The organism is Staphylococcus sp. HMSC063F05, from assembly GCF_001837075.1.
GTDB lineage: Bacteria > Bacillota > Bacilli > Staphylococcales > Staphylococcaceae > Staphylococcus > Staphylococcus epidermidis.
Window position 1 is genome coordinate 884 of the sequence record NZ_KV831367.1, and the last position, 14,579, is coordinate 15,462.

The 14,579-nt window shown below is 30.6% G+C and carries 14 protein-coding genes and 3 pseudogenes; 9 read left to right on the plus strand and 8 right to left on the minus strand.

From position 1 onward, the window contains the following. Window positions 1-249: 249 nt before the first annotated feature. The gene (locus HMPREF2576_RS10370; RefSeq protein WP_000958858.1) at window positions 250-993 is read left to right on the plus strand and encodes a glycerophosphoryl diester phosphodiesterase; all 744 of its coding nucleotides are present in this window, start codon (window positions 250-252) and stop codon (window positions 991-993) included. 96 nt (window positions 994-1,089) lie between these two features. After that, window positions 1,090-1,518 carry a MaoC family dehydratase gene (locus HMPREF2576_RS10375; RefSeq protein ID WP_000872606.1) on the plus strand — a complete coding sequence of 143 codons (429 nt, stop codon included), beginning with the start codon at window positions 1,090-1,092 and terminating at the stop codon, window positions 1,516-1,518. Window positions 1,519-1,563: 45 nt separating this feature from the next. Here the strand turns inward: HMPREF2576_RS10375 and mecA are convergent, their stop codons facing one another. Continuing rightward, window positions 1,564-3,573, minus strand: coding sequence for a PBP2a family beta-lactam-resistant peptidoglycan transpeptidase MecA (gene mecA / locus HMPREF2576_RS10380; protein WP_001801873.1), 2,010 nt, complete (start codon window positions 3,571-3,573; stop codon window positions 1,564-1,566). A gap of 96 nt (window positions 3,574-3,669) precedes the next feature. On the opposite strand from mecA, the gene mecR1 reads away from it, so the two are divergent. Further along, a complete protein-coding gene (mecR1, locus tag HMPREF2576_RS10385) occupies window positions 3,670-5,427 on the plus strand; it encodes a beta-lactam sensor/signal transducer MecR1 (protein ID WP_000952923.1) in 1,758 nt (585 codons plus the stop codon). Next, a complete protein-coding gene (gene mecI / locus HMPREF2576_RS10390; RefSeq protein ID WP_000369214.1) occupies window positions 5,427-5,798 on the plus strand; it encodes a mecA-type methicillin resistance repressor MecI in 372 nt (123 codons plus the stop codon). The genes mecR1 and mecI overlap by 1 nt, the downstream gene beginning before the upstream one ends. A gap of 84 nt (window positions 5,799-5,882) precedes the next feature. Here mecI and psm-mec read toward each other — a convergent pair whose 3' ends face one another. Continuing rightward, the gene (gene psm-mec / locus HMPREF2576_RS12245) at window positions 5,883-5,951 is read right to left on the minus strand and encodes a phenol-soluble modulin PSM-mec (protein ID WP_014532405.1); all 69 of its coding nucleotides are present in this window, start codon (window positions 5,949-5,951) and stop codon (window positions 5,883-5,885) included. A gap of 333 nt (window positions 5,952-6,284) precedes the next feature. Between psm-mec and HMPREF2576_RS10395 the strand changes: the two genes are divergently transcribed. Next, window positions 6,285-7,415 (plus strand): ROK family transcriptional regulator, encoded by a 1,131-nt coding sequence (locus tag HMPREF2576_RS10395; protein WP_010922808.1) that lies wholly within the window; start codon window positions 6,285-6,287, stop codon window positions 7,413-7,415. A gap of 113 nt (window positions 7,416-7,528) precedes the next feature. Here HMPREF2576_RS10395 and cstB read toward each other — a convergent pair. Then, window positions 7,529-8,863 (minus strand): annotated as a pseudogene (gene cstB / locus HMPREF2576_RS10405) (persulfide dioxygenase-sulfurtransferase CstB). Window positions 8,864-8,895: 32 nt separating this feature from the next. Beyond that, window positions 8,896-9,948, minus strand: coding sequence for a DsrE/DsrF/DrsH-like family protein (locus tag HMPREF2576_RS10410; protein ID WP_000438837.1), 1,053 nt, complete (start codon window positions 9,946-9,948; stop codon window positions 8,896-8,898). 135 nt (window positions 9,949-10,083) lie between these two features. On the opposite strand from HMPREF2576_RS10410, the gene cstR reads away from it, so the two are divergent. Together cstR and HMPREF2576_RS10420 are read left to right on the plus strand one after the other, a co-directional pair. Further along, window positions 10,084-10,344, plus strand: coding sequence for a persulfide-sensing transcriptional repressor CstR (cstR, locus tag HMPREF2576_RS10415; RefSeq protein ID WP_000220507.1), 261 nt, complete (start codon window positions 10,084-10,086; stop codon window positions 10,342-10,344). After that, window positions 10,344-10,982, plus strand: a pseudogene (locus tag HMPREF2576_RS10420) (sulfite exporter TauE/SafE family protein); the annotation flags it as partial. The gene cstR and the pseudogene HMPREF2576_RS10420, both read left to right, overlap by 1 nt. 53 nt (window positions 10,983-11,035) lie before the next feature. Here the strand turns inward: HMPREF2576_RS10420 and HMPREF2576_RS12695 are convergent. After that, window positions 11,036-11,095: pseudogene (locus tag HMPREF2576_RS12695) on the minus strand (DNA repair protein RadC); the annotation flags it as partial. Between the two features lie 231 nt (window positions 11,096-11,326). Beyond that, the gene (locus HMPREF2576_RS10425) at window positions 11,327-11,989 is read right to left on the minus strand and encodes a class I SAM-dependent methyltransferase (RefSeq protein ID WP_001092058.1); all 663 of its coding nucleotides are present in this window, start codon (window positions 11,987-11,989) and stop codon (window positions 11,327-11,329) included. 391 nt (window positions 11,990-12,380) lie between these two features. On the opposite strand from HMPREF2576_RS10425, the gene HMPREF2576_RS12700 reads away from it, so the two are divergent. Next, complete coding sequence (locus HMPREF2576_RS12700) at window positions 12,381-12,440, plus strand: erythromycin resistance leader peptide (protein WP_010959190.1); 60 nt, start codon at window positions 12,381-12,383, stop codon at window positions 12,438-12,440. Between the two features lie 57 nt (window positions 12,441-12,497). Then, window positions 12,498-13,229: a 23S rRNA (adenine(2058)-N(6))-methyltransferase Erm(A) gene (gene erm(A) / locus HMPREF2576_RS10430; protein ID WP_001072201.1), complete on the plus strand. Its 732-nt coding sequence runs from the start codon at window positions 12,498-12,500 to the stop codon at window positions 13,227-13,229. 125 nt (window positions 13,230-13,354) lie between these two features. Here the strand turns inward: erm(A) and HMPREF2576_RS10435 are convergent, their stop codons facing one another. Together HMPREF2576_RS10435 and HMPREF2576_RS10440 are read right to left on the minus strand one after the other, a co-directional pair. After that, complete coding sequence (locus tag HMPREF2576_RS10435; protein WP_000067268.1) at window positions 13,355-14,137, minus strand: aminoglycoside nucleotidyltransferase ANT(9)-Ia; 783 nt, start codon at window positions 14,135-14,137, stop codon at window positions 13,355-13,357. A 150-nt stretch (window positions 14,138-14,287) separates the two neighbouring features. Beyond that, the coding region (locus tag HMPREF2576_RS10440; protein ID WP_256313867.1) for a DUF6262 family protein at window positions 14,288-14,579 on the minus strand (292 nt) is incomplete at its 5' end.

Sequence of the window (14,579 nt, forward strand, 5' to 3'; positions counted from 1 at the left end):
GTTAAAAGCAATCCTAAGTAAAATTGCAGATAAGGGGTACAGAAAAACTAGACTTGATTACAAAATGGAGCTTGGGACATAAATGATTTTTTAAAAATGAGATGAGACGTAGATTAACTCCATAATCAATACGAATCTATCGACTTCTTTATTTATGATATTCATCTCTTTTTAATGGAAATAAAAGTGCGATTAATGTGATAATACAGTTACGTTAATTAAAAAAATAAAAATGCAAGGAGAGGTAATATGCTAACTGTATATGGACATAGAGGATTACCTAGTAAAGCTCCGGAAAATACAATTGCATCATTTAAAGCTGCTTCAGAAGTAGAAGGTATAAACTGGTTGGAGTTAGATGTTGCAATTACAAAAGATGAACAACTGATTATCATTCATGATGATTATTTAGAACGGACTACAAATATGTCCGGGGAAATAACTGAATTGAATTATGATGAAATTAAAGATGCTTCTGCAGGATCTTGGTTTGGTGAAAAATTCAAAGATGAACATTTGCCAACTTTCGATGATGTAGTAAAAATAGCAAATGAATATAATATGAATTTAAATGTAGAATTAAAAGGTATTACTGGACCGAATGGACTAGCACTTTCTAAAAGTATGGTTAAGCAAGTGGAAGAACAATTAACAAACTTAAATCAGAATCAAGAAGTGCTCATTTCAAGCTTTAATGTTGTGCTTGTTAAACTTGCAGAAGAAATCATGCCACAATATAACAGAGCAGTTATATTCCATACAACTTCGTTTCGTGAAGACTGGAGAACACTTTTAGATTACTGTAATGCTAAAATAGTAAACACTGAAGATGCCAAACTTACTAAAGCAAAAGTAAAAATGGTAAAAGAAGCGGGTTATGAATTGAACGTATGGACTGTAAACAAACCAGCACGTGCAAACCAACTTGCTAATTGGGGAGTTGATGGTATCTTTACAGACAATGCAGATAAAATGGTGCATTTGTCTCAATAGAAAGTTAGAGGTGAGTCTTACGTTTCAGTGACGGTAGACTTACCTTTAACATGTTACATACTAAAAAATTAATTTGAATAAGAAAGAGAGACATATATGAAATACGATGATTTTATAGTAGGAGAAACATTCAAAACAAAAAGCCTTCATATTACAGAAGAAGAAATTATCCAATTTGCAACAACTTTTGATCCTCAATATATGCATATAGATAAAGAAAAAGCAGAACAAAGTAGATTTAAAGGTATCATTGCATCTGGCATGCATACACTTTCAATATCATTTAAATTATGGGTAGAAGAAGGTAAATACGGAGAAGAAGTTGTAGCAGGAACACAAATGAATAACGTTAAATTTATTAAACCTGTATACCCAGGTAATACATTGTACGTTATCGCTGAAATTACAAATAAGAAATCCATAAAAAAAGAAAATGGACTCGTTACAGTGTCACTTTCAACATACAATGAAAATGAAGAAATTGTATTTAAGGGAGAAGTAACAGCACTTATTAATAATTCATAATAAAACAGTGAAGCAACCATCGTTACGGATTGCTTCACTGTTTTGTTATTCATCTATATCGTATTTTTTATTACCGTTCTCATATAGCTCATCATACACTTTACCTGAGATTTTGGCATTGTAGCTAGCCATTCCTTTATCTTGTACATCTTTAACATTAATAGCCATCATCATGTTTGGATTATCTTTATCATATGATATAAACCACCCAATTTGTCTGCCAGTTTCTCCTTGTTTCATTTTGAGTTCTGCAGTACCGGATTTGCCAATTAAGTTTGCATAAGATCTATAAATATCTTCTTTATGTGTTTTATTTACGACTTGTTGCATACCATCAGTTAATAGATTGATATTTTCTTTGGAAATAATATTTTTCTTCCAAACTTTGTTTTTCGTGTCTTTTAATAAGTGAGGTGCGTTAATATTGCCATTATTTTCTAATGCGCTATAGATTGAAAGGATCTGTACTGGGTTAATCAGTATTTCACCTTGTCCGTAACCTGAATCAGCTAATAATATTTCATTATCTAAATTTTTGTTTGAAATTTGAGCATTATAAAATGGATAATCACTTGGTATATCTTCACCAACACCTAGTTTTTTCATGCCTTTTTCAAATTTCTTACTGCCTAATTCGAGTGCTACTCTAGCAAAGAAAATGTTATCTGATGATTCTATTGCTTGTTTTAAGTCGATATTACCATTTACCACTTCATATCTTGTAACGTTGTAACCACCCCAAGATTTATCTTTTTGCCAACCTTTACCATCGATTTTATAACTTGTTTTATCGTCTAATGTTTTGTTATTTAACCCAATCATTGCTGTTAATATTTTTTGAGTTGAACCTGGTGAAGTTGTAATCTGGAACTTGTTGAGCAGAGGTTCTTTTTTATCTTCGGTTAATTTATTATATTCTTCGTTACTCATGCCATACATAAATGGATAGACGTCATATGAAGGTGTGCTTACAAGTGCTAATAATTCACCTGTTTGAGGGTGGATAGCAGTACCTGAGCCATAATCATTTTTCATGTTGTTATAAATACTCTTTTGAACTTTAGCATCAATAGTTAGTTGAATATCTTTGCCATCTTTTTTCTTTTTCTCTATTAATGTATGTGCGATTGTATTGCTATTATCGTCAACGATTGTGACACGATAGCCATCTTCATGTTGGAGCTTTTTATCGTAAAGTTTTTCGAGTCCCTTTTTACCAATAACTGCATCATCTTTATAGCCTTTATATTCTTTTTGTTTTAATTCTTCAGAGTTAATGGGACCAACATAACCTAATAGATGTGAAGTCGCTTTTCCTAGAGGATAGTTACGACTTTCTGTTTCATTAGTTGTAAGATGAAATTTTTTTGCGAAATCACTTAAATATTCATCCATTTTTTTAACGGTTTTAAGTGGAACGAAGGTATCATCTTGTACCCAATTTTGATCCATTTGTTGTTTGATATAGTCTTCAGAAATACTTAGTTCTTTAGCGATTGCTTTATAATCTTTTTTAGATACATTCTTTGGAACGATGCCTATCTCATATGCTGTTCCTGTATTGGCCAATTCCACATTGTTTCGGTCTAAAATTTTACCACGTTCTGATTTTAAATTTTCAATATGTATGCTTTGGTCTTTCTGCATTCCTGGAATAATGACGCTATGATCCCAATCTAACTTCCACATACCATCTTCTTTAACAAAATTAAATTGAACGTTGCGATCAATGTTACCGTAGTTTGTTTTAATTTTATATTGAGCATCTACTCGTTTTTTATTTTTAGATACTTTTTTTATTTTACGATCCTGAATGTTTATATCTTTAACGCCTAAACTATTATATATTTTTATCGGACGTTCAGTCATTTCTACTTCACCATTATCGCTTTTAGAAATATAACTGCTATCTTTATAAACTTGTTTGAAATTTTTATCTTCAATTGCATCAATAGTATTATTAATTTCTTTATCTTTTGAAGCATAAAAATATATACCAAACCCGACAACTACAACTATTAAAATAAGTGGAACAATTTTTATCTTTTTCATCAATATCCTCCTTATATAAGACTACATTTGTAGTATATTACAAATGTAGTATTTATGTCAAAATAATGTTATAATTTTTGTGATATGGAGGTGTAGAAGGTGTTATCATCTTTTTTAATGTTAAGTATAATCAGTTCATTGCTCACGATATGTGTAATTTTTTTAGTGAGAATGCTCTATATAAAATATACTCAAAATATTATGTCACATAAGATTTGGTTATTAGTGCTCGTCTCCACGTTAATTCCATTAATACCATTTTACAAAATATCGAATTTTACATTTTCAAAAGATATGATGAATCGAAATGTATCTGACACGACTTCTTCGGTTAGTCATATGTTAGATGGTCAACAATCATCTGTTACGAAAGACTTAGCAATTAATGTTAATCAGTTTGAGACCTCAAATATAACGTATATGATTCTTTTGATATGGGTATTTGGTAGTTTGTTGTGCTTATTTTATATGATTAAGGCATTCCGACAAATTGATGTTATTAAAAGTTCGTCATTGGAATCGTCATATCTTAATGAACGACTTAAAGTATGTCAAAGTAAGATGCAGTTCTACAAAAAGCATATAACAATTAGTTATAGTTCAAACATTGATAATCCGATGGTATTTGGTTTAGTGAAATCCCAAATTGTACTACCAACTGTCGTAGTCGAAACCATGAATGACAAAGAAATTGAATATATTATTCTACATGAACTATCACATGTGAAAAGTCATGACTTAATATTCAACCAGCTTTATGTTGTTTTTAAAATGATATTCTGGTTTAATCCTGCACTATATATAAGTAAAACAATGATGGACAATGACTGTGAAAAAGTATGTGATAGAAACGTTTTAAAAATTTTGAATCGCCATGAACATATACGTTATGGTGAATCGATATTAAAATGCTCTATTTTAAAATCTCAGCACATAAATAATGTGGCAGCACAATATTTACTAGGTTTTAATTCAAATATTAAAGAACGTGTTAAGTATATTGCACTTTATGATTCAATGCCTAAACCTAATCGAAACAAGCGTATTGTTGCGTATATTGTATGTAGTATATCGCTTTTAATACAAGCACCGTTACTATCTGCACATGTTCAACAAGACAAATATGAAACAAATGTATCATATAAAAAATTAAATCAACTAGCTCCGTATTTCAAAGGATTTGATGGAAGTTTTGTGCTTTATAATGAACGGGAGCAAGCTTATTCTATTTATAATGAACCAGAAAGTAAACAACGATATTCACCTAATTCTACTTACAAAATTTATTTAGCGTTAATGGCATTCGACCAAAATTTACTCTCATTAAATCATACTGAACAACAATGGGATAAACATCAATATCCATTTAAAGAATGGAACCAAGATCAAAATTTAAATTCTTCAATGAAATATTCAGTAAATTGGTATTACGAAAATTTAAACAAACATTTAAGACAAGATGAGGTTAAATCTTATTTAGATCTAATTGAATATGGTAATGAAGAAATATCAGGGAATGAAAATTATTGGAATGAATCTTCATTAAAAATTTCTGCAATAGAACAGGTTAATTTGTTGAAAAATATGAAACAACATAACATGCATTTTGATAATAAGGCTATTGAAAAAGTTGAAAATAGTATGACTTTGAAACAAAAAGATACTTATAAATATGTAGGTAAAACTGGAACAGGAATCGTGAATCACAAAGAAGCAAATGGATGGTTCGTAGGTTATGTTGAAACGAAAGATAATACGTATTATTTTGCTACACATTTAAAAGGCGAAGACAATGCGAATGGCGAAAAAGCACAACAAATTTCTGAGCGTATTTTAAAAGAAATGGAGTTAATATAATGGATAATAAAACGTATGAAATATCATCTGCAGAATGGGAAGTTATGAATATCATTTGGATGAAAAAATATGCAAGTGCGAATAATATAATAGAAGAAATACAAATGCAAAAGGACTGGAGTCCAAAAACCATTCGTACACTTATAACGAGATTGTATAAAAAGGGATTTATAGATCGTAAAAAAGACAATAAAATTTTTCAATATTACTCTCTTGTAGAAGAAAGTGATATAAAATATAAAACATCTAAAAACTTTATCAATAAAGTATACAAAGGCGGTTTCAATTCACTTGTCTTAAACTTTGTAGAAAAAGAAGATCTATCACAAGATGAAATAGAAGAATTGAGAAATATATTGAATAAAAAATAAAATTGTTGTGTTTACAACAATACATAGAAAACAGAGGAAACAATCAAGTCGTTGAATATTTCCTCTGTTTTTTAGTTGAAAAAATTAACCGAAAGCCTGAATGCAAGTCTTGATTAAATCAATAATGCTTGTAATAACACCAGTGAAATCCATATGCATACCCTCTTTCTATTTAAGATACATTAAGTATAATATCAAACAAATAAAAAATGTTAAAAATTCCCTAATTGGCTATTTAGATTGCATAAATGTCAAAAATTTGAAAAACATACAACGACTTTGCATAAAAAATCGTCATATTGGAAATACGTAATTTATTGAAATAATAAAAAAAATAAAAGAACGAAGATGATAACCTAAGTGAGGTTTTAAGTTGTTCTAAGGTTTAATTTAATTTATGTTAAAATAGTTGGTATAAAAATACATGATAAACTATAAACTAAATTCAAAATAACTTATGGGGTAGGCAATTATGGAAAATAAAATATAAATGATAATGAAAAAAGAGTGCTAAGGGAAATTTATAACCATCATAATATTTCGCGTACTCAAATATCTAAAAATCTTGAGATTAATAAGGCAACGATTTCTAGTATTTTGAATAAGTTAAAGTATAAATCTCTTGTTAATGAGGTTGGTGAGGGTGATAGCACGAAGAGTGGTGGTAGAAAACCTATTCTTCTGAAGGTTAATCATCTTTATGGTTATTTTATTTCTTTGGATTTAACTTATAGTTCTGTTGAAGTGATGTACAATTATTTTGATGGTAATGTCATTAAGCATGAATCTTATGATTTACCTGATGAAAAGGTTAGTAGTATATTAAGCATAATAAAAAAACATATTGATATTCAGGAGAAACTTGATACTTATAACGGACTATTAGGTGTGTCTGTTTCTATACATGGAGTTGTGGATAATGAGCAGCATGTGACATATTTACCATTCCATGAAACTGAAGGAATTTCAATTGCTAAGAAAATAAAAGAAATTACTAATGTTCCAGTCGTAGTTGAAAATGAAGCGAATCTTTCAGCGTTATATGAACGTAATTTTAATCATAATTTATCCTACAATAATCTTATTGCTTTAAGTATACATAAAGGTATTGGTGCTGGGCTTATTATTAATAATCAATTGTATCGTGGTGCAAATGGGGAAGCGGGTGAAATTGGAAAAACACTTGTCTCAAAAGTTAGCGATAATGTGGAGATCTTTCATAAGATTGAAGATATTTTTTCACAAGAAGCTTTACTGCATAATTTAAGTAATCAACTAAATGAGAAGATGACGCTTAGCAAATTAATTCAATTTTATAATGAAAAAAATCCAGTCGTAGTTGAAGAAATGGAACAATTTATAAATAAAATTGCTGTTTTAATACATAATTTAAACACCCAGTTTAATCCGAATGCAATTTACATTAACTGTCCATTGTTCAATGAAATGCCTGAAATATTAGAAGCAATTAAGAACCAGTTCAAACAATATTCACGTAACGAAATTCAAATAAAGTTAACATCTAATGTCAAATTTGCAACTTTGCTAGGTGGTACATTAGCAATTATCCAAAAAGTACTACAGATTAATGATATTTACTTAGATATAAAAGCATAAAAAACTAATTCAAATGAATAATCAAAGTTCGTAATTGTCTTTATAAAAAAATCCCTCAATCCGAATTGAATTTTCGGATTGAGGGATTTTTATAGTTCTATTGCAGAAGAAAACTATTTTAAAAATGCTGGTAAATGTTGATAGCCACCTCTAACGTTAACAATATTCGTAAATCCTTTATATTCTAATATTCCTACCGCTATTGAACTTCTAACACCTGATTGACAATGTACATAAATTAGGTCATTTTTATCGAAAGGTATATCTTCATTTAAAAGTTTACCGTGAGGAATATGAATTGCTTGTTTTAAATGACCTTTACGCCATTCATCATCATTACGAACATCTAATACATTATGTTCTTCACCAGTCATTTCAGAACTATGAATAGATGATGTGACGATATTTGTTTGTGGCAAACGGTAACTTTTTACATTTTCAAAACCAATTAATTGTAAAGCATGAATAGCTTGTTGAACGGTAGATTTATCGCCAATTAATTCAATATCTTAGTCATAATCTAAATACCAACCAATTTGATTTATAAAAGTTTTATTAAAAGGAATATTGATAGTTCCATGCATATGACCACCATGGAATGCTTCTTTACTTCGAAGATCAAAAGCAGTTTGTGTATTGCTTGAACTAGGGTAAACATTATATGGTTGGTACATTTGCATACCAAATTGATTTATTTTTTTCATTTGTGAAAAATGGTGTGGTGGAGCTGGCTGATTGAGTGTTAAAGTTTCGATAAATGAAGTTTCATCTTTAACATTAAAAGCCCAGTTGTTTATTTTCTCATAACCCAAAGTAGTTGTAGGTAATGAACCTAGCGCTTTACCACAAGGACTCCCTGCACCATGACCTGGCCAAATTTGAATATAGTCTGGTAATGTTGCAGCAAATTGTATGGACTGATACATTTGTTTTGCTCCGATTTTTGTAGAACCTTCAACATTTACAGCTTTTTCTAATAGATCTGGTCTACCTACATCACCAACAAAGATGAAGTCACCGCTAAATAATCCCATTGGTATACTGGAACCCCCACCTTCGTCAGTAAGTAAAAAACTAATACTCTCAGGGGGATGGCCTGGAGTGTGTAAGACTTCTAATTTAATCTTTCCTAAATAGATAATATCTTGATGCTTAACGAAATGTGTTTGTTTAGGCATATTTTTATAATTAAATTCATCTTTACCTTCATCAGATACGTATATACTTGCATTCAATTTATTTGCCACATCTCTAATACCTGAAGCAAAATCAGCATGAATATGTGTTTCTGCAGCTTTAGTAATTGTGAATCCTTCTTTATCTGCAACTTTTAAATATTTTGTTAAATCTCGTATAGGGTCAATAATCATTGCTTCTCCTGTACGTTGACATCCAATTAAATAAGATGCTTGTGAAAAATTGTCTTCATAAAATTGTTTGAAAAACAAAAAAAACTCCTTTTTAAAATAGATTTTATTGATTAGATAAATAAGTTATGATTTGCTTGCTCAGTATGTCCAATATAAGTACCTACGCCACCATAATCGACTTCATCTCTTAATTCTTCTTTTGAAATTCCCATAACATCCATACTCATGGTACAAGCAATTAACTTTATATCTTGATCGATAAGTGAGTATAAAGAATCAACATTTTTCTTGTTCATTACATAACGCATCATAATATTACCTAGTCCAAACATATTCATTTTTGATAATGGCATATGTATTGGATCCTTAGGTAACATAAGGTCAAACATTTTGGAAATACCTTTCTTTTTAACGCGAGTTGATTGCGCTTTTTTTAATGCGTTGAGGCCCCAAAAAGTAAAGAAAATAGTTACATCTTTACCTGCTGCTTTAGCGCCATTTGCGATGATCATTGCTGCTACTGCCTTATCTAACTCACCGCTAAATAAAACAATTGTTGTACCTGTAGCAGTGTCATTGATTTCAAATTCTTTTGGCTTTTCTTTTTGAATAATTGCATTAATTACATTTGCTTCTTCAGTAAGATTTACAAGGGTATTCCCTGTTTGTTTCGCCCAACTTTTAATATCACTATTGAAACCAGGATCTGTAACTGTTACCTCGATTTGCTCACCCGTTGAAATATTGTTAATTTCTTTACTGATATTAACAATAGGTCCAGGGCACTGAAGACCTCTAAAATCAAATTGTTTACGATTCTCTTTGATTTCAATATCTTTTTCTATTAAAGGAGCACTATTGAAGTTCTTTGCTTCATAATCTTTATATCCACCCTTTAAATTCACGACATCATAACCTTGTTTGGCTAAATAATCGCAAGCTTTAGTGCTTCGGTTACCGCTTTTACAATGTATATAATACGTTTTGTTGCTATTCTTATTGAATGATTTAATCTCTTCTACTGGGTGTAAAGTTGAACCGTTAATGTGTCCTAATTCATATTCTTCTTTTGTTCTAACATCAATCAATTGACCCATTTTTGCCAATTTTTCTAATTCTTCTTTGTTTAATGAATTAATGTGTACTTCTTTGTATTGTTCCATACTTACCTCCTATAAATACCTATGAGGGTATAATAAAACGGATAGAATCATTTGCCAAATACCTATAGGGGTATTTGACAATTTTGTTTTAATTTATTATTATTAACTTAATCAATTTATGTGGAGGAAATGAATATGACTTATGATAAAAAAATGATTAATCGTATAAATAGAATACAAGGTCAATTAAATGGTGTCGTAAAAATGATGGAAGAAGAAAAAGATTGCAAAGATATAATTACGCAACTTAGTGCATCTAAAGGTTCTATACAACGTTTAATGGGGATTATAATTAGTGAAAATTTAATAGAATGCGTTAAAACAGCAGAAGAAAATAATGAAAGTTCTCAAGAATTAATTAATGAAGCAGTTAATTTATTAGTTAAAAGTAAATAATGGATATAGCAAATATGACTATTATGTTGCTAATTGGCGTACTGGGTGGATTTATATCTGGATTAATAGGTATTGGGGGCGCAATTATTATTTACCCAGCTATTCTTATATTGCCACCATTAATAGGTATACCTGCGTATAGTGCATATATTGCTTCGGGACTTACCTCTAGTCAAGTATTTTTCAGTACACTTAGTGGATCATTAAATGCAAGAAAACAACCAGCTTTCTCTCCTAAACTTGTTATATATATGGGAGGGGGTATGTTGATTGGAAGCATGTTAGGGGCAATTTTAGCTAGTTTGTTTAATGCTACTTTTGTAAATACGGTATATGTAATAATCGCCATACTTGCTTTAATATTGATGTTTATTAAAGTTAAACCTACTACACAAGAGACGAAATCTAAACCTTTGCTATTTATTATAGTTGGATTTGGAATTGGTGTAATTTCGGGAATTGTGGGTGCAGGTGGAGCATTTATCATCATTCCTGTATTATTAGCATTATTTAAATTACCAATGAATACGGTAGTGAACAATAGCATAGCAATTGCTTTTATATCTTCAGTAGGGGCATTTTTTATAAAATTAATGCAAGGATATATACCAGTAGAAAGTGCAATTTTTTTGATAATTGAATGATGATCATTTTCTGAAAATATTATGTGGTCATATAATATAATGCCCATCATTTCACTAATCTCTTTTATTCTCTGAGTTATTTTGATATCTCCTGGAGAAGGTGTGATGTCTTATCAAGAGTAAATTACAAAAGAATCATTTAAATCAATACTTTCACTTTGAATACATGTATTTGAAGTGGAAGGTACTTATTTCAAAAATAGTAAAACCTGTATCTTAAATTACTTAATAGTAACATAAGATACAGGCTGATTTTTTATTCATTGTTATTTATACTAAAGCACCCGATAGCTCTGAAAACAATCACAAATTCAACTTTTCAAAGCCACAGCTTTAAGTTATTTTGTCCAGACAACCCCCATTGCCCAACCCATTTTATGGAATTGGCATCCAGGCAACAACTTTTCATATAAATCGTAATAATTTTGTTCAGATAGGTACTTATCTGAAGCTAAATGCTCAAGCCATGATTTAGATGTGTTGTGATTATAAATTCTAATCGCATTTTTTATTCCAAATTTGAAACAATGCGGTAAAAACTCTTGGATTGCCCCTAATTTATAAACATAGGTAGGCGGTGTCTCGACTTCAGATACATTATCAAGAATAACTATTCTTCCTTCCTCATTCAACAGTTCCTTCATTTGCTGTATTACGCTGGCTATATCATCCAAATGATGAAAGGTTGTTCGGCTTACAATAAAATCAAACTTCTCATTAAAATTAAGTTGTTCTGCATTCATATTCAGATAGACCGTATTTGTTAGTTGACGTTTAGATTTGGCAAGATCGAGCATTTGATTAGAAATATCAATCCCTACCACTTCATCATAATAACTTGCTAATTTCTCCACTAACAAACCCGAGCCACATCCGATATCTAATGCTCTGCCTTTCTTTGGAGACATATTAGACACAAAGAATGAATAATCATTCAAAAGCTCATTCACGAAATCGTAATCTTCTGCAACCTTATCAAACTGTGATTCTATTGTATTCAAAAAGATCCCCCATTCCTACTTTATCGACATTCTTTCATTACTTACCACTTTAGATGTTTTTTCGTTGGGGATAAAACTTCCCTTTAGACAATTTTATCCAAAGACAATACAACAGTGCAACTTTATTAAAGTCACTGTCCTTTATCGCAGCCTTTACTTTTTAGTAAAGACAGTGGCTTCTCTTATCAAGTTTCAAAACATATTATTTTGAAGAAAACGTCCATCTGAAGTGTCAAGTGCAAAATTACATATAAAGGTTTATTCTAAAATGAAAAGATGATACAATCATATTCAGTTACATAAGGAGGTTTCAATTATGTGCACCAGTATCGCAGTAGTAGAAATTACTTTATCTCATTCATAATGAAAAAAATGGAAAGGAGATAAAAGTATGGGTACTTTTTCTATATTTGTTATTAATAAAGTTCGTTATCAACCAAATCAAAATTAATTGGTTATAATGAACGCTTAATGTCAGTTCATTATAACCAGTAAGGAGAAGGTTATAATGAACCAGAAAAACCCTAAAGACACGCAAAATTTTATTACTTCTAAAAAGCATGTAAAAGAAATATTGAATCACACGAATATCAGTAAACAAGACAACGTAATAGAAATCGGATCAGGAAAAGGACATTTTACCAAAGAGCTAGTCAAAATGAGTCGATCAGTTACTGCTATAGAAATTGATGGAGGCTTATGTCAAGTGACTAAAGAAGCGGTAAACCCCTCTGAGAATATAAAAGTGATTCAAACGGATATTCTAAAATTTTCCTTCCCAAAACATATAAACTATAAGATATATGGTAATATTCCTTATAACATCAGTACGGATATTGTCAAAAGAATTACCTTTGAAAGTCAGGCTAAATATAGCTATCTTATCGTTGAGAAGGGATTTGCGAAAAGATTGCAAAATCTGCAACGAGCTTTGGGTTTACTATTAATGGTGGAGATGGATATAAAAATGCTCAAAAAAGTACCACCACTATATTTTCATCCTAAGCCAAGTGTAGACTCTGTATTGATTGTTCTTGAACGACATCAACCATTGATTTCAAAGAAGGACTACAAAAAGTATCGATCTTTTGTTTATAAGTGGGTAAACCGTGAATATCGTGTTCTTTTCACTAAAAACCAATTCCGACAGGCTTTGAAGCATGCAAATGTCACTAATATTAATAAACTATCGAAGGAACAATTTCTTTCTATTTTCAATAGTTACAAATTGTTTCACTAAATTAAAGTAATAAAGCGTTCTCTAATTTCACAAGAGGACGCTTTATTCTTCCCAAAAATTGTTCAATATTTATCAATAAATCAGTAGTTTTAAAAGTAAGCACCTGTTATTGCAATAAAATTAGCCTAATTGAGAGAAGTTTCTATAGAATTTTTCATATACTTAACGAGTGCTTTCACCTTTGAATATAGTCCTTCCCACTTATCATCACACTCTCCCCGATAGCCTTTTCTAGCTATATCCAGTAAAGTTACATGCTCTTTAGGTAAAAGAGGTATAGCCCATTCTGCAGCGACATCTTTCGAGGTAATTTCACCAGTAGTCACTGTTTGCCACATTCGAGCTAGGGTTAAAATTACATTACGCTCATCACCTTTTATCCCCTCAATTAGTTCTGGCAAAGAATCCTTAATTGCTCTTCGAATATCTGTCAAAGGTACGGAGACAAGTATACTTGAAGAATCAGGACCAAATAGAGAAATACTATTCTTTCTTGCTTGTGCTAAAACAATAGCCAAATCAGGATCATAGCTTGGTTCCTGAATTTGTCCATTCTCAAATTCACCCCTGAGCCACTCACCGTATATAAATTCTCTTTTTGGAGGATATTGCCAAGGGACAACTTCACTCCTATTTATAACCGTAACTTCAAGTGGTCTAACAGAATCCGTATTTCCAATCTTTCCTGATATAGTCATTAGTCTTTCTGTTAGTTTTTTTCGAGTTAATTGAGGTAAACTATGATTCACGACGACTAGAACATCTACATCGCTGTTAATGCGTAAACCACCATTTACTGCTGAACCAAATAGATATACTCCAACTATTGAACTTCCAAATAAATCTTTTACGATTTTTAATGTTTGAATCGCTTGATTTGGTATTTTTCCGTTAATCAAATTGCTCATGATTTCACCTCGTTGATTATGTTCATATAAAGTTTATATTGATACTCAATTTACTTACCCTAGATTGGACATATACTTAAATTACTGTTCAATAAAGCTGACCGTTAGCGTTTAAGTACATCCTTTCACAATTTGTCTACAGATTAATAATTATTCTTTATTATACAGATCTCCATATAATTTTTGAATTTGGTTCTGTAATTTTTTATTTTCTTTTTCTAATTCCATTACTCTTCTTTTTAAGGTTTTAATAAGGATTTCCTCCGAACGAGAACTTTTCTTGGGTTTTGAGACTACATTTGCTGTTATTTGACGCTCACGAAGGGATTCGATTCTTTGCCTAATATCGTGTTCCTTATAAAGCCATGATTTAGAAACATTAGCTTCCTTTGCTATTGAATTAAAATTAAGGTTCTGTTGCAAAGTAAAAAATATAGCTAAC

Excerpts from the sequence above, each read along its gene's own strand:
- HMPREF2576_RS10410 (WP_000438837.1), bottom strand. The coding sequence starts at position 9,948 with ATGGAACAATACAAAGAAGTACACATTAATTCATTAAACAAAGAAGAA.
- cstR (WP_000220507.1), top strand. The coding sequence starts at position 10,084 with ATGACTTATGATAAAAAAATGATTAATCGTATAAATAGAATACAAGGT.
- mecI (WP_000369214.1), top strand. The coding sequence starts at position 5,427 with ATGGATAATAAAACGTATGAAATATCATCTGCAGAATGGGAAGTTATG.
- HMPREF2576_RS10370 (WP_000958858.1), top strand. The coding sequence starts at position 250 with ATGCTAACTGTATATGGACATAGAGGATTACCTAGTAAAGCTCCGGAA.
- HMPREF2576_RS10435 (WP_000067268.1), bottom strand. The coding sequence starts at position 14,137 with ATGAGCAATTTGATTAACGGAAAAATACCAAATCAAGCGATTCAAACA.
- HMPREF2576_RS10375 (WP_000872606.1), top strand. The coding sequence starts at position 1,090 with ATGAAATACGATGATTTTATAGTAGGAGAAACATTCAAAACAAAAAGC.